This window comes from Pseudomonas sp. DVZ6, assembly GCF_024259445.1.
In the GTDB taxonomy this organism is placed as follows: Bacteria; Pseudomonadota; Gammaproteobacteria; order Pseudomonadales; family Pseudomonadaceae; genus Aquipseudomonas; species Aquipseudomonas peradeniyensis.
This window is the reverse complement of the sequence record NZ_JANCLM010000005.1, coordinates 96,603-119,203: the sequence shown is the minus strand read 5'-3', so window position 1 is coordinate 119,203 and position 22,601 is coordinate 96,603. Positions and strand designations below refer to the sequence as shown.

The window sequence follows — 22,601 nt, the reverse complement described above, 5'->3', positions numbered from 1 at the left end:
ACCTGTGGGAGCGGGTTTACCCGCGAAGAGGCCAGCACAGGTTAGTCGATAACCTGCCGGGGGAAGGATTGGATCAGAACGCCTTGTCGAGATCGATCACCAGCGCCCGGTAGCCCACGCTGCCCGGCTGGCGACTGTGCACTTTCAGCTCCACCGCCACCTCCTGGGTGCCGCGACGCACTTCACTGAGCACGCTGGTCGTCAGCTTCTCGGGCGTCAGGAAATTCACCGAAGCCGAGTAGATGAACTGGGTATCAGTCTCCGCCCGGTACGCCACCACCGAGGTGATCGGGCTGTACCACTCGTCACCGCGCTCCTTGCCGTACTGCCACACCTGCTCGACCGTGCCCTTGGCCTCGTCGATGCGGTACTCCACCGCCCGGCTGTAGTTTCCGCTCAGTTTCGTCGGCCCGAAGTCGCGGCCCCAGCCGTTGTCGAACACGGTCAGCGTGCCGCGCCCGGTCAGCCAGGCAGTGTGCTGGGTCCAGGACCATTCGAAACCCTCGCCCACCGGATTGAGAACTTTGCCCTGCAAACGTGCCGGCCAGCCTTGCGGCGCGGCGAGAATCCACTTCACCTGCTTGTCGCGGCCGATCTTCACCACGCCCTGGTGCCGTGCTGAAACGATGATGCTGTCGTCATCGGCATCGTAGTCGATGGCATTGACGTGGGCCCAGTTGCGCCCGGTACCGACGCCGGGAGTGTCGCCGAACGGCAGGTCGCCTTCGGCCAATTCGTTGGCCAGCCGGTCGTCCTGTTTCTGCACACCGTCCGGCAGCTGGATCGCGGCCTTGCCCAGGGTTTCCAGCAGCTCGCCGCGGTACGGGTCGAGGATCTGGTTCAGGTCCCAGAAGTCCAGCACGTCGCCGGCCTCGTTGACCTCGATGATATGGTCGCGGATCGAGCGCACGCGCTTGCCGTCCGGGCGACGGTAGTCACTGGTGCCGACCCGCAGCAGGTAGCTGCCGTTCACCGTCTCGCGGATCTCGTGGGAGAAGTCGGCGAACTTGTCCGGCAGGTTGCGCTGCCACACCTTGCGCCCCAGCAGGTCGTACTTGGAGTAGGTCTGGCCTTGGCCCCAGATCAACTTGCCGTCGCGGGTCTGGTGGAAGCCCATGGTGCCGCCCAGGCCGTCGCGGTGGTTGGAATCATGGATCTGCTCGATGTCCAGGTACCAGCGCACGTCACCGTTGCTGTCGGCGATCCAGTTGTTGCCCACCGAGTCCCACTCGGCGGCGCCGCCCAGGCCGTTCCACTTGAAGGCGCGCCCGCCGGGGATCTCGGCCAGCAGGTGGTTGAACAGGTACAGGCGCTGCTCGAAACCGGGCGCGACCTTGACCGGCTCCACCTCGGGCAGCGCGGCGGTCTGCTTCGCCACCACCGGCAGGCGCACCGCCGGGGCGTAGATTTCGTAACGCTCGCGGATGCGTTCGCCATCGAGCTTGTAGCTCACCTCGACCTGGTTGACGTGGTCGGGGTACAGGCCGAACACCGGGATGCCGCCGTAGGTCCACAGCGAGCGGTCGGACACGTCGTAGACGATATCGACACCGCCCTCGCCGCGGCCCAGCACCCGCACATGAGCGGCGCTCAGGGTGCGCCCGCCGTCACGGATGATCGCGGTCAACGGCGCCAGGCGGTACGGGTTGACCACCACGTCGCCGAGCAGGGCTTGGTCGCGGTCGGGTACCTTGGCGGTGAGGCAGGCGCCTTCGGGCAGGTCGTGCGGTTGGGTCTTGGCATTCATGGCAAAGCTCCTTGTGCTCAGAAGTCGTAACGGGCGGTGGCGCCCACGGTGCGCGGAGTGCCCAGCACGCCGGCATAGCCGCCGTTGGCGGAGTTCCACAGGCTGGTGAAGTAGGTCTTGTCGCCGGCGTTCTTCACCCACAGCGACAGGTCGAGCACGCCGTCGCCCTGGTCCAGGCGCACGCCGGTGGACAGGTTGACGATGCCGTAGCTGGGGATCTGGCCGTAGTCGGAATCGTCGATGGTGCCGACGGCCTTGGAGCGGAACGCGTAGCTGGCGGTGACGTAGGGCTCGATGCGTTCGCTGAGCTGCCACTTGTACTGGCCGTTGAGGTTGGCGATGTACTTGGAAGCACCAACCACCTGGTGACCGGAGAGGTCGCAGGTGGCCGCAGGGTTGGCCAGGCTCACCTCGGGCGGGCACGGCGCATCCTTGTAGTCGGTGTAGCGCACGTCGTTCCATGAACCGTTGAAGTTCAGCGTCAGGCCTCGGATCGGCAGGGCCGTGGCTTCGAACTCCAGGCCGCGAGAACGCACGCTGCCAGCGTTGGCCAGGTACTGCACACGGTTGGCTTCGTCGTAGACGTTGGCCTGGTAGCCGTGCACTTCGGTCCAGAACAGGTTGGTGTTCAGCTGCAGGCGGTTGTCGAACAGGGTGCTCTTGAGCCCGAGTTCGGCGTTGTTGGCCCGCTCGGTACCCACCAGCAGCGAATCGGTGCCCAAGCGTGGGGCGGCACCGACGGTCAGATTGACACCCCCGGACTTCTCGCCGTGGGACAGGCTGGCATAACCCAACAGGTCATCAGTGAAGCGGTAGCTCAGGCTGAGCAGCCCGGACGGGGCGAAGCTGTACTGGTTGAGGTCACCTGAATCGTAGGCGCCCACCCGGCCCTGACGGGCGCGCCACCGGACGGCGCATCGCGGGTAACCCAGGCGCTTTTCTCCTCGTAGGTGCCACGCACCCCGGCGGTGAAGTCCAGGCGCTCGGTCAGGTGCCAGGTGCCCTGGGCGAACAGCGCGTAGCTGTCGGTATCGATATGGCCATTGCCGATGGTGTTCACGTTGGCCAGGGCGCCGGCCGGGGTCAGGTTCCAGACGTCGGCCTGCGGCCCGTAGTAAGTGAACGATTTATTGTCCAGGTCCTGCTTGAAGTAGTACGCGCCCAGTACGTAGTCGAAGAAGCCGCCGGTGGGTGAGGCCAGCCGAATTTCTTGCGAGTACTGCTTGTCCCGCACCGAGACCCCGGCACTGTAGAACACCGGCACGTTGAGGCCGTCGTCGTTGCGCGGGGTGAAGTCCCACCAGCGGTAGGCGCTGATCGAGGTGAGGGTGAAGTCGTTGGGCAGGGTCCAGTTGGCTTCCACCGAGGTGCCGCCCTGGAACACCTTGACCATCTGGTCGGCGTCGAAGTTGACCTTGCGGTCCTTGCCCGACACCAGGGTGGCGCCGGCCTGCGCAGCCAGGCTTTCATAACGGTTCACGCCATTGATGGTCGGGCCGGTGCTGTACAGGCTGAGGATGCCATTATCGGAGTCTTCTTCGTTGTACTCGCCGATCCAGCGCAGGTTGAAGGTTTCGCTGGGCTTGAACAGCAACTGGGTACGAAAGCCCTGGCGCTTGCCGCCATTGAGGTCGTGGCCGTTGTAGACGTTCTTCACATAGCCGTCATCCTCGGTGTGGTAGGCGCTGATGCGCCCGGCGAGGGTGTCGCTCAGGGGGCCGGAGAAACTGCCCTGGGTCTGCCAGTAGCCATCCTCGCCCAGTGACGACTGCACGCTGCCTTCCTGGTGGAAGGTCGGCTTGCGGGTGGTGATGTTGAGCACCCCGGCGGTGGTGTTCTTGCCGAACAGTGTGCCTTGCGGCCCGCGCAGCACCTCCAGCTGCTCGACATCGAGCAGGTCGAACACCGCCATGCCCGGGCGCCCCAGGTAGACGTTATCCAGGTACACGCCGACGCTGCCTTCCAGGCCATCACTGGCCGGGTTGTTGCCCAGGCCGCGAATGGAAATGCTCGACTGTCGGGCGTGGACATAGGCGACGTTGGTACTCGGCACCAGCTGTTGCAGGTCCTGCACGCGGTAGATGCGCTGGGTCTCCAGGGTTTCGCTGCCCAGCACGCTGATCGGCGTGGGCACGCTCTGGGCGGTCTCCTCACGGCGCCGGGCATTGACGGTGACGGTGCCGAGCTTGGCTTCCTGCTCCACGGCCGGTGCGGGGCTGGGCTCGTCGGCGAAGCTGCCGCCGGCGGCGCCCAGCAGCATCCCGGCAGCCAGGGGTTGTAGGACGAACAACGAGGCGCGCGCGGGCCAACGGGAAAGTCGGGACATGCAGATGCTCCTTGAGGCAAGGGCCCAGGCGAGCATTTCCGTTGGCGGAACCGAATCGCGGTCAGGCTGGCTTATATTCTTTTAGGAAATATAAATATTTGTATTTCATATTTTGTGGAATAAGTGACTCCCTTTATAAGGTTCCCAACCCTTCCCAGCAATTGCATTCCACCGAAAGTTTCCATGTAGAAAATGCATATCGACCTGCGCCAGCTCCGCCACTTCATCGCCCTTGTCGAGCACCGCAGCTTCGTCGCCGCGGCGGCGGCGGTGAACCTCTCGCAATCGGCCTTCAGCCGCAGCATCCAGACGCTGGAACACAACGTCGGCTGCCGCCTGGTCGACCGCGCCAGCAAGGAGCTGGCGCCGACCCGCCAGGGCCTGCTGGTGCTGGAGCATTCGCGGCGGCTGGTGCATGGGGCGCACAACCTGGTCAACGAGATCAACCAGTTCAATGGCGCCACCACCGGCGTGGTGCGCTTCGGCTCGGGGCCGGCGCCCGCCGGCGGGCTGGTGCCGCGGGCGGTGGCGCGGTTCGTTGCCGAATACCCGGCGGCGCGTACCTGCTTCCAGGTGGACAACTGGCAGGCGCTGAACCGGCGGCTGATCGCCGAGGAGATCGAATTCTTCGTCGCCGATACCCGCCAGTTCGAGGCCGACCCGGACTACCAGGTGCACAAGCTCAAGCCACAGCGCTGGCACTTCTGCTGCCGCCGGGGGCATCCATTGACCGAGCTGGACGAGGTCAGGGCGCGGGACCTGTTCGATTACCCGCTGGCCACCACCTTTCGCCCGCCGAACATCCGCAAGATCCTCAGCGACCTGAGCGGGCGGCAGGATTTTCTGCCCAGCGTGGAGTGCGAGCATGGCTATGCGCTGCTCAATGTTGTGCTGCATTCGGACACCATCGGCATCGCCTGCAGTGCGAACCTGCGGCCCTATGACGGCCTGGTGGCCCTCAAGCTGGTGGACCTGGCGCCGGAGCAGGAAGAGGCGTTCTACACCCGTTATGGGGTGGTGAGCCGGGTGGGGTATGGGTTGTCGGCACTGGCGCAGGGGTTGGTGAGGCAGTTGGTGGCCTGTGATACCGAGTTGTAGCGGATAGGGGCTGCTGCGCAGCCCTTTCGCGGCGCAAGGCCGCTCCTACAGGGGAACAAGATCTCCTGTAGGAGCGGCCTCGTGCCGCGAAAGGGCCGCAAAGCGGCCCCAACGATCTCAGCCCTTGCGCGTGGTCCGGCTCAGTTGCCCATCCACCCCCACCGGCACCTCGCCAGCCAGGGTCACGCGGCGCACGATGCGCGGCTGGGTACCGTAGTCATCCACCGCATAGTGCTGCGTCGCGCGGTTGTCCCAGATCGCCACGTCCCCCGCCTGCCAGCGCCAGCGCACGGTGTTTTCCAGGCGTGTCACATGCCCCTGCAGCAGCGCGAACAGATGCTGCGAGTCCGCCAGCGGGTAACCCTTGATACGTTTGACGAAATGCCCCAGCTGCAACGCCCGCTCGCCGCTGATCGGATGCACCCGCACCACCGGGTGCTCGGTCTCGTAAACCGTCGAGGTAAACACCTTGCGGTAACGCTCCAGCTTGGCCGGATCGACATCCGGCTTCACGCTGGCATAGTCGTATTCGTTGCTGTGCACCGCCCACAGCTTGTCGGCCAGTTCGCGCAGTGGCTCGGGCAGTTCCTGGTAAGCCGCGGCGGTGTTGGCCCACACCGTGTCGCCACCGGCAGCCGGGGCCACCACGCTGCGCAGGATCGAGGCCTTGGGGTAGGCGTCGACGAAGGTCACGTCGGTGTGCCAGGAGTTGGCCCGCTGCCCCTCGGCGCCATCGAGCTGCAGCAGGTAGCTGGTGCCATCGACCACCGGCACCGTGGGGTGGGCGATCGGCTCGCCGAGCAACTGGGCGAAGGCCTCCTGGCCCACGTCGTCCAGGTGCTCCTGGGCCCGGAAGAAGATCACCTTGTGGCGCACCAACGCCGCCTGGATGGCATCGATGGTGGCCGGATCGAGGTCGGCGGACAGCTTGATACCACGGATCTCGGCGCCGATGCGCCCGGCAACGGGGTGGATGTCGAGTTCGAGGGTTTGCGGCGCGGTGGCCAGTGCGGCGTTGCTCATGGTCGTGCTCCTCAGGGTTGTTGTCGGGTCAGCGAGCGGCCTGGACGACCTGGTCCTGGCGCTGGGCGGCATCGATGAAACGCGGTTCGATCCAGTCGGCCACCTGGAAGCCGCGGCGGATCAGGCGCTCCTTGACGGCCAGGTCCACGCCCTGTTGCAGCAGGCCGACGAAGCCGGCATCCAGGCGTGGGTCGAAGTAGTTGGCAAGGTTCTCCTGGGCAAGGTCGTCGCGCAGGATCGCCTTCGGCCAGTTGGCGGTGTTCGCCACCAGGTCCACATAAGCTTCGCGGTTGCGTTCGTCGCGCAGCCACTTCACCGCCTGCTCCTGGGCGTTGACCACCCGCTGCACCAGGTCGGGGTGCTGGCGGATGAACTCGCCGGTACCGAGCAGCACCGCCTGGGTGCTGCCGGCGCCCTTGAGGTCCCGGGAGTTGACCGGCAGCTCGACCAATCCGCGCTCGCGCAGCGACAGCAGGCTGGACAGGCCCCAGGTGGCGTCGATCTGCTTGGCGGCCAGGGCGGCGTTGGCCGCGTTGAAATCGAGGTTGATGACTTTCAGCTCACGTTCGGACAGCCCCTGACTGGCCAGGGCGCTGGCGAACGACAGCTGGTTGGCGGTGCCGCGGAACACCGCTACGCGCTTGCCCTTGAGGTCCTGCAGGCTGTGGATGCCCGAGCCCGGCACCACGCCGAGGTAGCTCTTCACCCCACGCACCCCGGCCGACAGCACACGGGTGTCGAGGCCGTTGGCCTTGCCGATGATCGCGGCCAGGTCGCCCAGGTAGGCGAAGTCCGCCTGGCCGTTGGCCAGGGCCTCGTTGACCACGGGGCCGGCGCCCTTGAAGAAGCGCCAGTCGATACGGATGCCGTCCTTGGCGAACTCTTTCTCCAGCAGTTGCTGGTCGCGAAGCACATCCACCACGCCGCCGGCGCTGGGCTTGCTGCCGGCGCTGAGGTCGGGCACGGCGATGCGGATCACATCCGGCTGGGCGGCATGGGCTGCCACGGGCATGGCGCTCAACACGGCGGCGAGCAACGGGCTGAGCAGATGGCGGAAGGCGGTTTTCATGGCAAGGCTCCTTGGCAGGCTGCCACCGGCGATGGCCGGCGCTATGGGCCAGAAGCTAGGCAGGTCCGGTTAGAACCTACAAAGATCAAAACTTCATTTTTTAGTAACCAGAAGACATAAACCAGGCGTCATGCGGGCCTGCGGCTGGCTTGCAGGAAACGCATGGAAAATATGAGGAAAACGCAACGGGACGGGGCTTTCGCATGCACCGGGCGCATGCTCTTATCTCTTGAGTTTCGCTTGTGACAATTTTTAATTCCATAAGCGAATAAACAAGGAACGGTTTGAGAGGTGCCCTGATGAGCGAAGTCTTGAGCGTAAGCCTACGCCGTCTATGGGGGCCGCTGCGCGGCCCTTTCGCGGCGCAAGGCCGCTCCTACCTGCCGTGGATCGTGCCACTGGCGGTGGCGGCCTTGTGGGTCGTCGCCAGCCGTGAGCACTGGATGAGCGAGCAGATCCTGCCTGCCCCCGCGCTGGTCTGGCAAAGCGCGCTGGAGTTCGGCTCCGGCGAACTCTGGGCTCACCTGTGGATAAGTCTGCAACGCCTGATCTGGGGGTTGCTGGCAGGGATCACCAGTGGCTTGCTGCTGGGTACCTGGCTGGGTGGATCACGGCGGGCGCAGACCCTGGTACTGCCTACCTTCATCGCCCTGGCGCAGATCCCGACCCTGGCCTGGATCCCGCTGTTCATGCTGTTCTTTGGTATCGGCGAACTGCTCAAGCTGGTGGTGCTGGTCAAGGCCGTGGTGGTGCCGGTCACGCTGCATACCCTGGTGGGTGTGCGCGATGCCCAACCTAAACTGCGCGAAGCCGCCGCCGTCCTGCGCCTGCCCCCTCACCTGCTGTTCCTGCGCCTGCTGCTGCCCGCCGCGCTGCCTGCGTTTCTTGCCGGTGTGCGGCTGGCCCTGGCCACCGGCTGGACGTCATTGCTGGCGGTGGAACTGCTGGCCTCCAGCGAAGGCATCGGCTACCTGATGGTCTGGGGGCGGCAGTTGTTCATGCTCGACCTGGTGTTCCTCTGCATCTTGCTGATCGGCCTGGTCGGCGCACTGATGGATCGCGGCTTCTCACGCCTGGAACGCGGCCTGTTGCACTGGCCGCAACCGGCCACGGGCGAACAGCTGCGCGGCCAGGTGCCACGCGGCTGGCAAAGCCTGCTGCTGCCCGCGGGGCTGTTGCTGCTGTGGCAGGCGGCCAACAGCCTTGGCTGGGTCGATGCCAACATCCTCTCTTCACCGCTGGATGTGCTGCGCAGCCTGTACGCAGGCCTGCTCGACGGTTCGTTACCCGAGGCCCTGCGCCTGAGCCTGCAACGCACCCTGGCCGGTCTGCTGCTCGGCGGCGGGGCAGGCTTCGTGCTGGGCCTGCTGCTGGGCCTGTCAGCCAACGCCGAGCGCCTGCTCGGCCCGAGCCTGTCAGCGTTGCGCCAGGTGGCGCTGTTCGCCTGGGTGCCACTGCTGACTGCCTGGTTCGGCCTGGGCGAAGGCGCCAAGCTGGTGTTCGTCGCCTTGGCGGCGTTCTTCCCGCTGCTGATCGCCACCCAGCGCGGCATCGCCAGCCTCCCGCCACAGCTGGGCGAGGCGGCACAGGCCCTGCGCCTGGACCTGCCACACCGGCTGCGCCTGCTGGTGCTGCCCGGCGCCGCCCCGGCGATCTTCGCCGGACTGCGCCTGGCGCTGATCTACGCCTGGCTCGGCACCATCGGTGCCGAGTACTTCATGCCCTCGGACGGCGGCATCGCCAGCCTGATGATCGGCGCCCAGCAATTGTTCCGCATGGACCAGGTGATGGCCGCCATGGTCCTGATCGGCCTGGTCGGCGCCCTGCTCGGCCACCTCGGCCAACGCCTCGAATCGCGCGCCACGCGCTGGAGATCCGCATGAACGCCTTCATCACCCCGGCCCTGCACGCGGCCAACCAACCCGACGCCACGCCGCCGCTGGTCAGTTTCGAGGGGGTCGGCAAGACCTTCAGCGTCGATGGCCAGCCGTTCGAGGCGATCCGCGACTTCGACCTGTCGATCAACGAAGGCGAGTTCATCGCCATCGTCGGCTCCTCCGGCTGCGGCAAGTCCACTCTGCTGCGTCTGCTGGTGGGGCTGGACACCGACTACAGCGGTACGATCCGGGTCGACGGCCAGCCGGTCAACGGCATCGGCGGCGAACGCGGCATCGTGTTCCAGGAGCACCGCCTGTTCCCATGGCTGACGGTGGCGCAAAACATCGGCCTGGGGCTGGTCAACGAGACACTCACCCAGGGCGAGCGCGCCCGGCGCGTGCACGAGTACGTGCAACTGGTGGGCCTGGTCGGCTTCGAATCGGCCTATCCGCACCAGCTGTCCGGCGGCATGGCCCAGCGCGTGGCCATCGCCCGCGGCCTGGTGGCCAGCCCACGGATCCTGCTGCTGGACGAACCCTTCGGCGCCCTCGACGCGCTGACCCGCCAACAGCTGCAGGATGAACTGCTGGCGATTCGCGAACGCTCGGGGATCACCATCCTGCTGGTCACCCACGATGCCGAGGAGGCGACCTACCTGGCCGACCGGGTGGTGGTGCTGGAGCCGAGGCCCGGACGGATCAAGGCGGTGGTGGAAATCGACCTACCGCACCCGCGCCAGCGCACCGGCGTGGCATTGCATGGCTTGCGCGAAAAGGTCCTGCACCAGATCACCGGGGATGGCGGGTATCTCAAGCCTGCGGGACAGCGGGTGGAGGGGCTACGGCCGGAGCTGATCGCGCTGTGACCGGCACCCGCTGTCCCCCCGGGAAAAAACTCCACAGATCAAGGCCATGGACGCCACCGACACAGATGGGTATCATGCGGCCCGTTGCACTCGTAGCTCAGCTGGATAGAGTACTGCCCTCCGAAGGCAGGGGTCGTGGGTTCGAATCCCGCCGAGTGCGCCATGACATCAGCAAAAGCCCCGCTCAGATCGCTCTGGCGGGGCTTTTTCGTTTCCAGGCCTCAGCACTGCACGATGATCTGGCCTTGCAAGTTCCGGAACAATGGTCTCGAGGGGGCTTCTCTGGTGACACGATGCTTATTACAAAAAACGCTAATGATACGCATTTTTGTCATAAACCTGCGGGCCGCGCCGTAGATGAAAGCTTGCACGTTTGTGCAGAAAAGCACATTGCCACCTCTCCCGTGCCGGTGGTCATTGGTGATAGCTTGAGCATCTTCCGTTTGCGTAAACGGTCACCCTCCACCCCTTGCAAAGGAATGCCCACACCCATGCCCTTCACCAAGCTATCCGCCGTATCGCTCCTGCTGGCCAGCGTGGCCATGTTCTCGATCCCGGCCCAGGCCAACCTCTCCCAGCAGCAGTCCGCCGCCATCATCAAGGCCTACGACGGCAGCGACCCGGCCGACTTCAAGCAGTTCCTCGGCAAGCTGGCCGGCAGCGACCTGGCCAAGGCCGCCAAGCTGGACGACACCCTCAAGCTGTACCTGGCCGGCAAGCCGCTGAGCGCCGAGCAGCAGGACGAGATCAACCGCCTGCTGGGCCTTTACACCCGCATCAAGTACGGCAAGGCCGCCAAGGAAACCCTGCGCGAGCTGGTGGAAATCCCGACCGTTCGCAAAGAGGGTGTGCCGCAGCACGAGAACCCTGAGTTCATCAAGATCGCCGACAAGATCAAGGCCCTGGCCGAGGGCTTCGGCCTGACGTTCCGCAACATCGACAACCGCGTCTACGAGATCACCCTCGGTGAAGGCAAGGAAGTGATCGGCATCCACGCCCACGCCGACGTGGTACCGGTCACTCCGGAAAACTGGAAGCTCAAGGACGGCACCAAGCTCGACCCGTTCAAGGTCACCCTGGTGGGCGACCGCATGTATGGCCGCGGCACCGAGGACGACAAGAACGGCATCGTCGTCGCGCTGTACGCGCTGAAGGTGGCCAAGGACGAGAAGCTGCCGCTGGCGCGCCAGTTCAAGCTGTTGGTGGACACCACCGAGGAAACCACCGGCGACGCCATCCCCTACTACTTCGAACGCAACGCCACCCCCGACTACAACCTGGCGCTGGATGGCGGCTACCCGGTGGTGATCGCCGAGAAGGGCTATGGCACCGTCATGGCCACCTTCGCCAAGCGTGCCGGTGACGGCAAAGGCGCCGAGGTGATCAACCTTACCGGCGGCCTGGCCACCAACCAGATCCCCGGCAGCTCGGTGGCGACATTGACCGGCGACAAGCCGGCCGACCTGGCCAAGGCGCTGAACAAGGCCGGTGAGGCCTACGTCAAACGCCATGGCGGCGACTTCAGCATCGACGCCAAGGTCGACGGCAAGCAGGTGCTGCTGACCGTGACCGGCGTGTCGGCGCACTCCTCCGAGCCCGAGTCCGGGGTCAACCCGGTGGCGCGCATGCTCGACTTCCTCAACGGCCTGGGCAAAGACGTACCGCTCAAGCACAACCACATCACCGACGCCGCCCGCTACGCCGCCGACAACTGGGGCCTGGACTACCTGGGCAACAAGCTCGGCGTCGGCTTCAAGGACGACTTCATGGGCCCGCTGACCACCTCGCTGACCTTCGTCGGCCTGGATGACCAGGCGCTGAAGCTGGCCGTGAACCTGCGCATTCCAAAGGGCAAGTCGCTCGACACCCTGAAGGGTGAGATCGCCGGCAAGCTCGATGCGTGGAAGGCCAAGAGCAAGACCCCGGTGGCCTTCGACTACACCCTCGACGAGCCGATGTACCGCAACCCCGAGGGCGAATGGGTCAAGGCCCTGCTGGCCGTGGCCAGCGAGAACCTGGGCATGAAGCACGAGTACGGCACCTCCGCCGGCGCCACCTCGGTGCATGACCTGCCCAATGGCGTGCAGTTCGGCCTGGCCATGCCGGACGTGAAGTACACCGGGCACAACGACAACGAGTTCAAGACCGTGGAGCAGTTCATGCTCGACCTGCAGATCGTCAGCGAGATGGTGGCGCGGATCGGGCAGATGCCGAAGCTCTGAGGTTCTCGTCGCCTTAGGTCCGTCCCTTTCAAGGCTTTTGCGATTTTTGGGATATGGCCGCTCCGATTCAAGATTGCCGGGGTCGCTTTGCGACCCTTTCGCGGCACAAGGCCGCTCCTACAGACGACCGCGCCCTGGTAGGAGCGGCCTTGTGCCGCGAAAGGGCTGCAGCGCGCCCTGGTGGACGCGATGACGTTTTTCAATCACCTCGATGCCGTTTCCTGCATTGCCGTGCAGAGCGCCGTGCCGGATGCTTTATTTACTCCGACACGTCGCGTTTCCACCCACAGAGGCCCGTATGAAGAACGTCGAACAAATCCTCAAAGCCAAGTCCCAGCACCACACCGTCTACACCATCAACCCTGACGACTCGGTGCTGGATGCCTTGAGGCTACTGGCGGAGAAAAACGTCGGTGCACTGCCGGTGGTAGAGAACGATCAGGTAGTGGGAATCGTCAGCGAACGCGACTACGCGCGCAAGCTGGTGCTCAAGGGTCGCTCTTCGGCGGCCACGCCGGTACGCGACATCATGAGCTCTCCGGTGGTTACGGTTGAGCCCAAGCAGAACCTCGAGTACTGCATGAACCTGATGACCAACCGCCATCTGCGCCACCTGCCGGTGGTTCACGAAGGCAAGCTGCTCGGGCTGCTGTCGATCGGCGACCTGGTCAAGGAAACCATTGCCGAACAGGCCAACCTGATCCTGCAGCTGGAACAGTACATCCGCGGTGAATGACCCTGCTCAGTGATAGGCGCGCTCCAGCTCGTCCAGCTGATGGTCGAAGCTGCGCAGGCGCGCCGACCAGGTGTACACCAGCACTTCCAGATCCCGGTTGAGCACGGCGGTGTTGCCGCCGTCACGGGCCGGCGCGTCGCACAGGTCCAGCTGGTAGCGCTCGCGGGCCATGGCCGTGGCCACGCTGGACAGGTCGCGGGCATTGGCCAGCCAGTGATGGTGGTGGTCGTGCACTTCCCGGTCGAGTTCCCGGCACTGGCGCTTGAGGGCGTCCAGGCTCTGCTCCAGCGGCGTGCCCTTGAGCTCGCCCATCACCTCCTCGAAGGTGCGCCCGGAGTGCCAGTAGCTGCCCCAGAAATAGCGGTCGAACACCGTCTCGACCCGGCGCAGGGCGACCTTGGTGTTCCAGATGGTCAGCAACGTTCGCCCCTGGGCGACTTCGCGCCTGTTCAGGTGCAGCTGCTGCCAGGCGATCCACGCCAGGCCGCACAACGCCACCGCCGCGGTCACGGCGGCGGCGGCATAGAGAAACTGCACGGCCTGGTTCATCGTGTGGGTGTGCCGGATACCGTAGAAGTAGCCGGCGGTCAGGGTGCCCAGGATCGTCACGGTGCACCAGAAACCGGGTGCGTAGGGATCTTTCATTGCGCCATCCCCTCTTGTTTTCCCTGAGCATAGCAACGGCCCGATCACCCATCAGGTGCCGCTCGGCGCTTTATTTGCGGGGACGGCGCAGCGCTTCGTTGAGTTGGTCGAACAACTCTGCCCAATCGGCATCCTCAAGGATGCTGTCCCTGAGGAACGAGCGCTGGGACTCGTTCCAGAACGGCGCATCCACCAGCTTCACATCCCCCTTGAGCGGCGAATGACTGGTGATGAACTGGTCGATGCCCAGCGCATCGTCCGGCAGCCCCAGTTGCTTGAACAGTTCGGAAAACTTGTGGATCGGCGCTTCCATGATTCACTCCTATGGCCGGGCCGGTCGTCCACGACGCCAGCTCGGCGTGGGTTGCGAGCATCAGCTCAGTTCGCGCACTTCGGCGTGCGGCACCAGTTTCAAGTATTGCTCCATGCTCATGTGGATAAGGTGATCGTGGTCACCTGCCTCGAGATAGACATCACCCTGGCGGGTAAGGGTCCGGTCGAGCAGCATGGGAATGTTGTAGGCGTCGCCCAGGGCCGGGATGGCGCCGCGTTCGCAGTCGCCGAACAGGCTCGGCAGGTTGCTTTCGCGGGTCAGCTGCCAGGCGCCGGTCATGCGTACCTCGGTCATGTCCAGGTGCCGGTTGGCCGGCAGCACGGCCATGATGTAGTTACCATGGCGGTCATCGAGCATCACCGACTTGGCGACCCGCTCGGCGGGTACGCCGGCCGTTCGCGCCGACTCCAGGCTGGTGGCCGAATGGGGATGGGGAATGATGTCGTAGTCGCAGTTGGCCTGGTCCAGGCGCTGCTGAAGGGTCTTGGCCATACGCATGATGCACCTCCGGTTTTGCCCCCACCCTCAAGTTTAGGCCGTGGCCCGGCAGCCACGGCTAAACTTCAAGGACAGGTCCGCATGAGGTGACGACAGGTGATCGCCCGGCGCTGGTGCGTGCTGCTGTTGCTACTGATCCTCGGCTTCGCCCCGGGCGGCCAGGCCGCGCCCGGCGGCAACGTGTGGCTGCTGAGCGTCGACGATGCCATCGGCCCGGCCAGCGCCGACTACCTGCTGCGCGGACTGGACCAGGCCCAGGCCCAGGGCGCGCAACTGGTGGTGATCCGCCTCGACACCCCCGGCGGGCTCGACAGCGCCATGCGCCAGATCATCAAGGCCATTCTCGCCAGCCCCGTGCCGGTGGCCACCTACGTCGCCCCGGGTGGCGCCAGGGCGGCCAGCGCCGGCACCTACATCCTCTATGCCAGCCACGTGGCGGCCATGGCCCCGGGGACCAACCTGGGCGCGGCGACGCCGGTACAGATCGGCGTCCCCGGCAAGGACGAAAAGCCCGCCGCGAACAACGAACAGGACACTCTCGCCCGCAAGCAGATCAACGACGCCGCGGCCTACATCCGTGGCCTGGCGCAACTGCGCGGGCGCAACGCCGACTGGGCGGAAAAGGCCGTGCGCGAGGCGGTGAGCCTGTCGGCCAGCGAAGCCCAGCGGCTGAAAGTGATCGACCTGGTCGCCGCTGACCTGCCCGACCTGCTGCGCCAGCTCGATGGCCGGACGCTGACCGTCGCCGGCCAGTCAGCATCAATGCAGACCGCCGGAGCCAGTGTGGTGGAGCACCTGCCGGACTGGCGCACTCGCCTGCTGGCAGTAATCACCAACCCCAGCGTGGCGCTGATCCTGATCATGATCGGCGTGTACGGCCTGCTGTTCGAATTCATGAATCCGGGCTCCGGGGTCGGCGGCGTGGTCGGCGGCATCTGCCTGCTGCTGGCGCTGTACGCCCTGCAATTGCTGCCGGTGAGCCACGCCGGGGTGGCGTTGATCCTGCTCGGGGTGGCGTTCATGGTCGCCGAGGCGTTCCTGCCCAGTTTCGGGGTGATCGGCTTCGGCGGCATCGTCGCCTTCGTGGTCGGCGCGGTGATCCTGATGGACACCGACGCCCCTGGCTTTGGCATTCCGCTGACGCTGATCATCAGCCTGGCGGTGCTCTCGGCGCTGTTGCTCGGTGGCGTGCTGGGCATGGCGCTGAAGGCACGCAAGCGCGCCCTGGTCAGCGGCGATGCCGGGCTGGTCGGCAGCCTGGTGACGGTGACCCAGGTCCGCGCGGACAACCCGTTCTGCGGCTCGGTACAGGCCCAGGGCGAACAGTGGCAGGCGCAGTGCGCGACACCGCTGCAGCCGGGCCAGCACGTGCGGGTAACGGCCCGTCATGGCGTGACGCTGGAGGTCAGCGCCACTGCGCCCACGGCGCAAGGAGAGTAGACGATGTTCATGCAATTCGGATTCAGCGCCGTGCTGGTGCTGCTGGGCATACTGCTGCTGTCGGCCCTGCGCATCCTGCGCGAGTACGAGCGCGGCGTGGTGTTCCAGCTCGGGCGCTTCTGGCAGGTCAAGGGCCCAGGGTTGATCATCCTGATTCCCGGTATCCAGCAGATGGTCCGCGTGGACCTGCGCACCGTGGTCCTCGACGTGCCGCCCCAGGATGTGATCACCCGCGATAACGTCTCGGTCAAGGTCAACGCCGTGCTGTACTTTCGCGTGCTCGACCCGCAGAAGGCGATCATCCAGGTCGAAGACTTCCTCACCGCCACCAGCCAGCTGGCCCAGACCACCCTGCGCGCCGTGCTCGGCAAGCACGAGCTGGACGAACTGCTGGCCGAGCGCGAGCAGCTGAACTCGGACATCCGCGAGGTGCTGGACGCGCAGACCGACGCCTGGGGCATCAAGGTGGCCAACGTCGAGATCAAGCACGTCGACCTCAACGAGTCGATGGTCCGCGCCATCGCCCGCCAGGCCGAGGCCGAACGCGAACGACGGGCCAAGGTGATCCATGCCGAAGGCGAGCTGCAGGCGTCGGAGAAACTGATGCAGGCGGCGCAGATGCTGGGCAAGGAGCCGGGGGCGATGCAGTTGCGCTACATGCAGACGCTGGGGTCGATCGCCGGGGACAAGAGCTCGACCATCGTGTTTCCGATGCCGATGGATCTGCTCAAGGGGCTGGTGGACAAGCAGAAATAGCGGCGCGGCATTCGCGGGTATACCACTCCTCTCCAGGACAGTGGCGTACCTGTGGGAGCGGGTTTACCCGCGAATGGCTTCATGCGATTGATCAGATCGGCGCCCGGCGCAGAGTGGCGAGGAACGTCGCCGCACCGATGAACAGCCCGGCAAAGGTGCGGTTCAGACGCTTCTGCTGCTTCGGTGTGCGCAACAGGCGCAGCACCCGCGAAGCCAGCCCGGTGTAGCCCGCCATCACCAGCAGGTCGACACTGATCATGGTCACGGTGATCGCCACATACTGCGGCAGCAACGCCTCGTGCGGGTTGATGAACTGCGGCAGCACCGCCAGCATGAACACCAGCGCCTTGGGGTTGCTGACGTTGACCAGGAAGCCGCGGAACACCAGGCTCAACGGCTTGCCGATCGGCCGCACACCGGACTCGTCGCTCATGTCCATCGGCAGGGCGCGCCATTGCTTGTAGGCGAGGTAGACCAGGTAGGCGACGCCGAACCACTTGATGACCTGGAAGGCAGTGGCCGACGCGGCGAGGATGGCGCCGACGCCGGCGGCGATGATGGCGATCTGCACGATCAGGCCCAGTTGCAGGCCCAGGGCGTTCCAGTAACCACGCCAGAAACCGTACTGCAGCCCGCTGGACATCGAGGCAATGGCCCCGGCGCCCGGCGACAGGCTGATCACCCAGCACGCGGCAAAGAAGGCCAACCACGTTTCCATCGACATCGCACACCTCGCTCGAACAGCTTTTGCAAACCGCTAAACTAAGGTGTTGGCGAAAAAATAACCAGTGGTTTTTGCAGTGTCTCAGCAGGCCTCTTCGCGGGTAAACCGCTGACCACGCCGACCTGCGCGTTCCCTGTAGGAGCGGCCTTGTGCCGCGAATGGGCTGCGAAGCAGCCCCAAGATTTCAGTACTGGCAACGTTGCCGGGGCCGCTTTGCAGCCCATTCGCGGCACAAGGCCGCTCCTACAGACGAATGAGCCAGACTTAATCGGCCTCGATGGCCGGGTCTATGGCTGGAGCAGGTACTTCAGCCCCCCGCCAACGGCGCACGGCCTTCTGGAAGAACTGGCTGTTCGGCACCTGTACCAGCGCCCCACCCGCCTCCGGCGTTTCCATCAGCGTGGTGTACAGCAGGTTGATGGCGATCACCCGGCCTTTCACCCCCGGCTTGTCGAGGGTATCGACCAGCTCGACCACATCGCCGATGCGAAACGGCCCGACGGTGAAGATCAGCACCGCGCACAGCAGGTTGGAGAGCACGCTCCAGATGGCGAAAAACGCCACCGCCGCCACCGCGACAAAGCCCGACAACGCCGTCCACAGCACCGTCGCGGACACCCCCATGCGCTCCAGCACGAACAGCAGCGCGCTGCCCATGATCAGCCAGCGCAGGGCACCGCGCACCGGCACCATCAGCTCGTGCGGCAACGGGTAGCGTTCGCCCAGGCTGCGCAGGCCGCGGGCGACCATGCGCTGCAGGATGAACGCGGCGATCAGGATCAGCAGGATCTGCAGCCCCAGCCAGAACGTGTCCATCCACTGCCCGGGCAGCAGCGAACGCAGCTCCTCCATCAGGACAGCGCCTCGAGCTCGGCCTGCATGCTTTCGAGCGTTTCCAGGGCTTCCATCCAGGCTTCCTCAAGCTCGCCTTCGCGTTGCTTGAGCTTGGTCTGGCGGGCCAACAGATCGCGCAGCTCGTCCTTGCGCGAGGCCTCGTACAGACCGCTGTCGCCCAACGCGGCTTCGATCTCGGCCAGTTGCTGGTGCACCTGGTTGAGTTCGGTCTCCAGCTTGTCAGCCGCCTTCTTGTGCGGCGCCAACTGCTGGCGCAAGGCCGCGGCGGCCTGGCGCTGGGCCTTCTTGTCGGTCTTGTCCGGGTTCGCGGGCGTGCTGCTCACCGGCGCGTTGCGCTGGCGGTACTCGACCAGCCAGCGGCTGTAGTCGTCCAGGTCACCGTCGAAGGTGTCGACCTTGCCGTCGGCCACCAGCAGGAAGTCGTTGGTGGTGCTCTTGAGCAGGTGACGGTCGTGGGACACCACCACCACGGCACCGGCGAACTCCTGCAGGGCCATGGTCAGCGCCAGGCGCATCTCAAGGTCGAGGTGGTTGGTCGGTTCGTCGAGCAGCAGCAGGTTCGGCCGCTCCCAGGCGATCAGCGCCAGGGCCAGGCGGGCCTTTTCGCCACCGGAGAAATTCACCACAGGCTCATCGACACGGTTGCCGTGGAAGTCGAAGCCGCCGAGGAAGTCGCGCAGGGTCTGCTCGCGCTCACCCGGGGCGATGCGCTGCAGGTGCAGCAGCGGGCTGGCCTTGTCGTCCAGCGAGTCGAGCTGGTGCTGGGCGAAGTAACCGACGGCGAGGTTCTCGCCGCGCACCAGGCGCCCGGACAACGGCTGCAGCTCGCCGGCGAGGTTCTTGATCAGGGTCGACTTGCCCGCGCCGTTGGGGCCAAGCAGACCGATGCGCGCACCCGGCGCCAGTTGCAGCTTGACCTTCTCGAGGATGGCCTTGTCGCCATAGCCCAGGCGGCCTTCGGACAGGTCGAGCAAGGGGCTGGAGATCTTCTCCGACTCGCGGAACACGAAGTCGAACGGCGAATCGACATGGGCCGCCGACAACTCCTCCATGCGCTCCAGGGCCTTGATCCGGCTCTGCGCCTGGCGGGCCTTGGTGGCCTGGGCCTTGAAACGGGCGATGTACTTTTCCATGTGCGCGCGCTGCGCCTGCTGCTTCTCGTAGGCCTGCTGCTGTTGCGCCAGGCGTTCGGCGCGGGTGCGCTCGAAGGCGCTGTAGCCGCCCTTGTAGAGATTGAGCTTGCGCTGTTCGACATGCAGCACATGGTCGACCACGGCATCGAGGAAGTCGCGGTCGTGGGAGATCAGCAGCAGCGTGCCCGGGTAGCCCTTGAGCCACTCCTCCAGCCAGAGGATGGCATCGAGGTCCAGGTGGTTGGTGGGCTCGTCGAGCAGCAGCAGGTCGGACGGGCACATCAGTGCCTGGGCCAGGTTCAGGCGCATCCGCCAGCCACCGGAGAAGTCGCCGACGCGGCGGTCCATCTGCTCGTTGCTGAAGCCCAGGCCGGCCAGCAGCTTGCGCGCACGGGCATCGGCGGTGTAGCCGTCGGCGCTGTCCAGCTCACTGTGCAGGCGCGCCAGGGCGGTGCCGTCGTGGGCCTGCTCGGCGGCCGCGAGATCCGCCTGGACCTTGCGCAGGCGGGCATCACCGTCGAGCACATAGTCCACGGCGATGCGGTCGAGGGTGTCGACCTCCTGGCGCATGTGGGCAATGCGCCAGTCGCCGGGCAGCAGGCAATCGCCGGCATCGGGCGACAGCTCACCGCGCAGCAGGGCGAACAGGCTGGATTTGCCGGCGCCGTTGGCGCCGATCAGGCCGGCCTTGTGACCGGTGTGCAGGGTCATCTCGGCGCCTTCTAGCAGGCGCTGGGGACCACGCTGTAAAGTGAGGTTCGATAGTCTGATCATGATGGTCGCGGAGTCTACCAGCTTCGCCGATCACTGGCGCGAGTGAAACCATGCACACCGACCTGTGGAATCACGCCCTGGCCTTGTATGCCCGGCCAGGCGTCGAGGCTGCCAGCCTGGCCCTCCAGGAACTGGGCGGCGATGTCTGCCTGCTGCTCTGCGGCACCTGGCTGCAGGCCCGCGGCGTGGCCGCCGATGAACAGCGGATCGCCGCCCTGCAGGCCCTGGCCGGCCCCTGGCAACGCGATGTGGTGACGCCGCTGCGCGCGCTACGCCGGCAATGGCGCGAGCAGGCGCTGGCCGACCCGCAACTGAGCGTGATGCGTGAGCAGGTGAAGGCGCTGGAGTTGCAGGCTGAACGCACCTTGCTGGAGCGTCTGGAGGCGTTGGCGCACGAGTGGCCTGCGCAAGCGGGCGCCGCGCAGGACTGGCTGACCCGGCTGGCGCCGGACCAGACCCGGGACCACGACGCACTGCATCAGCTGCGCGCCGCGGCCCGTGAGCTTCAGGACGCCGAAGTCGGCGACTGAGCCGGTGTGGCGGTTGCCGCAGGCGTGGCCGCGCTGGTCGCAGGCGTCGGGGTGGCGCTGGCGGTCGGTGTGGCTGGCTTGCTTTCGGCTGGCTTGCTGGCTACAGACTTGGCCGGAGCTTTGGCAGCGGCCGGTTTGGCTGCTGGCTTGGCTGCAGGTTTGGCGGCAGGCTTGGCCGCTACTGGCTTGGCCGGGGCCTTGGCGGCAGCAGGCTTGGCCGCTGGTTTGGCTGCTGGTTTCGCTGCAGCGGTCTTTGCCGGTGCCTTGGCAGCAGCTGGTTTGGCCGCTGGCTTGGCAGCAGGTTTCGCGGCGGCGGTCTTCGCCGGGGCCTTGGCAGTAGCAGGCTTGGCCGCTGGCTTGGCGGCAGGTTTCGCGGCGGCGGTCTTCGCCGGTGCCTTGGCGGCAGCAGGCTTGGCCGCTGGCTTGGCCGCAGGTTTCGCGGCGGCGGTCTTCGCCGGTGCCTTGGCAGCAGCAGGCTTGGCCGCTGGCTTGGCGGCAGGTTTCGCTGCAGCGGTCTTCGCGGGAGCCTTGGCAGCAGCCGGTTTGGCCGCTGGCTTGGCGGCAGGTTTCGCGGCTGCAGTCCTCGCCGGGGCCTTGGCCGCAGCAGGCTTGGCCGCTGGTTTGGCAGCAGGTTTCGCGGCCGCTTTCGGTGCCGCAGTACGCGAGTCCAGGGCCTTGGCGGCCGCCTCACGCACTTTGCCAACACCCTGGGCCAGTTTCAGGCTTTCCTGGGCATCACGCTTGAGTTGCTGGATGTAAGTTCGGGTCTGGGCCTGGCGATCCTTGAGCGAATCGAGCAAGTGTTCAAGTTCACCCGCGGCTTTTTGCGCCTTGCCCTGAGCCTTGGCTTTACCGGCCTTGGCGGCGTCCTGCAACTTCAGGCGAGCGTTATGCAGTTTTTCCTGGGCCTTGCCACGTTGTTTTTCCAACTTGGCCAACAGTTTCTCGGCATCCGCCAGCGCTTGGGAGCAGGCATCTTCCAAATGTTCGAGCAAGCTACCCGAAAGTTGCTGGAGCAGGTGCAACGGCGTACTGACTGCTTTCTTCTTGGCCGACATGGTTTACCTCCTGGCTGACGAGAGTGCGGCTCATACTATGCTTCTGCTGCTACCGCCGCTAGGGCATGTTGACAGTCTCAGTAGCGCCGCGTTGCATGCCTGGGCAAAGTTGTTGTCTTGCAGCTGGAAACAAGTGTAGTTGCCCATTAGTGCACTGCCGATATTTACACATCTTCGCCCAACAACGCTGGCATACTTTGCGCTCTTTACCGCAGGAACCGTCCATGCCTCGTTATCTGATTCTGGGCCTGTGCCTGGTGATGCCGCTCTCCCTGGCCAACGCCGAAACCGCCCCCGCCAACGACAGCGACCTGGCCTACAGCCTTGGTGCCAGCCTGGGCGAGCGCCTGCGCCAGGAAGTCCCCGGCCTGCAGCTCGACGCCCTGGTCGAAGGCCTGCGCCAGGCCTACCAGGGCCAGCCGCCACGCATTGCCAAGTCACGCATGCAGGCCATCCTCGAGCAGCACGAGACGCAAGCCAACGCCGCCGCCGAACAGGCCCAGGTGGACAAGCTGGTGGAAGCGGAGAAACGCTTCATTGCCGGCGAGCGGGCCAAGGCCGGGGTACGCGAGCTGCCCGAGGGCATCCTCTACAGCGAACTGGCCAGCGGCAGCGGCGCGCAACCCAAGGCCAGCGGTCGCGTGCAGGTGCGCTATGTGGGGAAACTGCCGGATGGCACGGTGTTCGACCAGAACCTGCAACCGCAATGGTTCAAGCTGGACTCGGTGATCGAGGGCTGGCAGGTGGCACTGCCACGGATGAAGGCGGGGGCGAAATGGCGCCTGGTGATCCCGTCGGCGCAAGCTTATGGCGCCGACGGTGCGGGTGACCTGATCGCACCCTATACCCCACTGGTGTTCGAGATCGAACTGCTGGACGTGGCCAACTGA

19 protein-coding genes, 1 tRNA gene and 1 pseudogene are annotated in these 22,601 nt (G+C 65.6%); 10 read left to right on the top strand and 11 right to left on the bottom strand.

The features are described 5' to 3' along the window. Positions 1-73 precede the first annotated feature (73 nt). Together NMG10_RS04730 and NMG10_RS04725 are read right to left on the bottom strand one after the other, a co-directional pair. Positions 74-1,747, bottom strand: a complete 1,674-nt coding sequence (locus NMG10_RS04730; RefSeq protein ID WP_254463890.1) for an aryl-sulfate sulfotransferase — start codon at positions 1,745-1,747, stop codon at positions 74-76. 17 nt (positions 1,748-1,764) lie between these two features. Then, positions 1,765-4,073, bottom strand: a pseudogene (locus NMG10_RS04725) (TonB-dependent receptor). A 192-nt stretch (positions 4,074-4,265) separates the two neighbouring features. Between NMG10_RS04725 and NMG10_RS04720 the strand changes: the two are divergent. Beyond that, entirely contained in the window at positions 4,266-5,171 is a 906-nt protein-coding gene (locus tag NMG10_RS04720; protein ID WP_203648901.1) for a LysR family transcriptional regulator, read from the top strand. A gap of 117 nt (positions 5,172-5,288) precedes the next feature. On the opposite strand, the gene NMG10_RS04715 is transcribed toward NMG10_RS04720, so the two are convergent. Further along, positions 5,289-6,194, bottom strand: a complete 906-nt coding sequence (locus NMG10_RS04715; protein WP_254463889.1) for a TauD/TfdA family dioxygenase — start codon at positions 6,192-6,194, stop codon at positions 5,289-5,291. A gap of 28 nt (positions 6,195-6,222) precedes the next feature. Beyond that, positions 6,223-7,263: an ABC transporter substrate-binding protein gene (locus tag NMG10_RS04710; RefSeq protein WP_254463888.1), complete on the bottom strand. Its 1,041-nt coding sequence runs from the start codon at positions 7,261-7,263 to the stop codon at positions 6,223-6,225. Positions 7,264-7,562: 299 nt separating this feature from the next. Here NMG10_RS04710 and NMG10_RS04705 point away from each other — a divergent pair, with 299 nt between their 5' ends. The 5 genes from NMG10_RS04705 (at position 7,563) to NMG10_RS04685 (ending at position 12,964) form a co-directional block, all read left to right on the top strand. Further along, positions 7,563-9,146 (top strand): ABC transporter permease, encoded by a 1,584-nt coding sequence (locus tag NMG10_RS04705; RefSeq protein WP_203648903.1) that lies wholly within the window; start codon positions 7,563-7,565, stop codon positions 9,144-9,146. After that, positions 9,143-10,006, top strand: coding sequence for an ABC transporter ATP-binding protein (locus NMG10_RS04700; protein WP_203648904.1), 864 nt, complete (start codon positions 9,143-9,145; stop codon positions 10,004-10,006). Before NMG10_RS04705 ends, NMG10_RS04700 begins: the two co-directional genes overlap by 4 nt. 86 nt (positions 10,007-10,092) lie before the next feature. Next, positions 10,093-10,169: transfer RNA gene (locus NMG10_RS04695), tRNA-Arg, on the top strand. Between the two features lie 328 nt (positions 10,170-10,497). After that, positions 10,498-12,228 carry a dipeptidase gene (locus tag NMG10_RS04690; RefSeq protein WP_254463887.1) on the top strand — a complete coding sequence of 577 codons (1,731 nt, stop codon included), beginning with the start codon at positions 10,498-10,500 and terminating at the stop codon, positions 12,226-12,228. 298 nt (positions 12,229-12,526) lie between these two features. Beyond that, positions 12,527-12,964, top strand: a complete 438-nt coding sequence (locus NMG10_RS04685) for a CBS domain-containing protein (RefSeq protein WP_050703295.1) — start codon at positions 12,527-12,529, stop codon at positions 12,962-12,964. Between the two features lie 6 nt (positions 12,965-12,970). On the opposite strand, the gene NMG10_RS04680 is transcribed toward NMG10_RS04685, so the two are convergent. The 3 genes from NMG10_RS04680 to NMG10_RS04670 form a co-directional block, all read right to left on the bottom strand. After that, positions 12,971-13,609 (bottom strand): hypothetical protein, encoded by a 639-nt coding sequence (locus NMG10_RS04680; RefSeq protein WP_028688591.1) that lies wholly within the window; start codon positions 13,607-13,609, stop codon positions 12,971-12,973. Positions 13,610-13,679: 70 nt separating this feature from the next. Then, positions 13,680-13,922 carry a DUF2789 domain-containing protein gene (locus tag NMG10_RS04675; RefSeq protein WP_110734134.1) on the bottom strand — a complete coding sequence of 81 codons (243 nt, stop codon included), beginning with the start codon at positions 13,920-13,922 and terminating at the stop codon, positions 13,680-13,682. A 60-nt stretch (positions 13,923-13,982) separates the two neighbouring features. Then, on the bottom strand, positions 13,983-14,441 hold the full coding sequence (locus NMG10_RS04670) for an aminoacyl-tRNA deacylase (RefSeq protein WP_028688593.1): 459 nt from the start codon (positions 14,439-14,441) through the stop codon (positions 13,983-13,985). Positions 14,442-14,537: 96 nt separating this feature from the next. On the opposite strand from NMG10_RS04670, the gene NMG10_RS04665 reads away from it, so the two are divergent. Together NMG10_RS04665 and NMG10_RS04660 are read left to right on the top strand one after the other, a co-directional pair. Beyond that, positions 14,538-15,881 carry a nodulation protein NfeD gene (locus NMG10_RS04665; protein WP_254463886.1) on the top strand — a complete coding sequence of 448 codons (1,344 nt, stop codon included), beginning with the start codon at positions 14,538-14,540 and terminating at the stop codon, positions 15,879-15,881. A 3-nt stretch (positions 15,882-15,884) separates the two neighbouring features. Then, a complete protein-coding gene (locus tag NMG10_RS04660) occupies positions 15,885-16,637 on the top strand; it encodes a slipin family protein (protein ID WP_203648914.1) in 753 nt (250 codons plus the stop codon). A 91-nt stretch (positions 16,638-16,728) separates the two neighbouring features. On the opposite strand, the gene NMG10_RS04655 is transcribed toward NMG10_RS04660, so the two are convergent. The 3 genes from NMG10_RS04655 to NMG10_RS04645 form a co-directional block, all read right to left on the bottom strand. Continuing rightward, positions 16,729-17,361, bottom strand: coding sequence for a LysE family transporter (locus tag NMG10_RS04655; RefSeq protein ID WP_203648922.1), 633 nt, complete (start codon positions 17,359-17,361; stop codon positions 16,729-16,731). A 264-nt stretch (positions 17,362-17,625) separates the two neighbouring features. Beyond that, positions 17,626-18,213, bottom strand: a complete 588-nt coding sequence (locus tag NMG10_RS04650; RefSeq protein WP_232854803.1) for a mechanosensitive ion channel family protein — start codon at positions 18,211-18,213, stop codon at positions 17,626-17,628. After that, positions 18,213-20,123: an ATP-binding cassette domain-containing protein gene (locus NMG10_RS04645; RefSeq protein ID WP_254463885.1), complete on the bottom strand. Its 1,911-nt coding sequence runs from the start codon at positions 20,121-20,123 to the stop codon at positions 18,213-18,215. The genes NMG10_RS04650 and NMG10_RS04645 overlap by 1 nt, the downstream gene beginning before the upstream one ends. Positions 20,124-20,173: 50 nt before the next feature. On the opposite strand from NMG10_RS04645, the gene NMG10_RS04640 reads away from it, so the two are divergent. Then, on the top strand, positions 20,174-20,653 hold the full coding sequence (locus tag NMG10_RS04640) for a TIGR02444 family protein (protein ID WP_232854801.1): 480 nt from the start codon (positions 20,174-20,176) through the stop codon (positions 20,651-20,653). Here the strand turns inward: NMG10_RS04640 and NMG10_RS04635 are convergent. Beyond that, positions 20,629-21,711, bottom strand: coding sequence for an AlgP family protein (locus NMG10_RS04635; RefSeq protein WP_203648944.1), 1,083 nt, complete (start codon positions 21,709-21,711; stop codon positions 20,629-20,631). The two genes, NMG10_RS04640 and NMG10_RS04635, sit on opposite strands and share 25 nt — an antisense overlap. A 224-nt stretch (positions 21,712-21,935) precedes the next feature. Here NMG10_RS04635 and NMG10_RS04630 point away from each other — a divergent pair, with 224 nt between their 5' ends. After that, on the top strand, positions 21,936-22,601 hold the full coding sequence (locus tag NMG10_RS04630; RefSeq protein WP_203648946.1) for an FKBP-type peptidyl-prolyl cis-trans isomerase: 666 nt from the start codon (positions 21,936-21,938) through the stop codon (positions 22,599-22,601).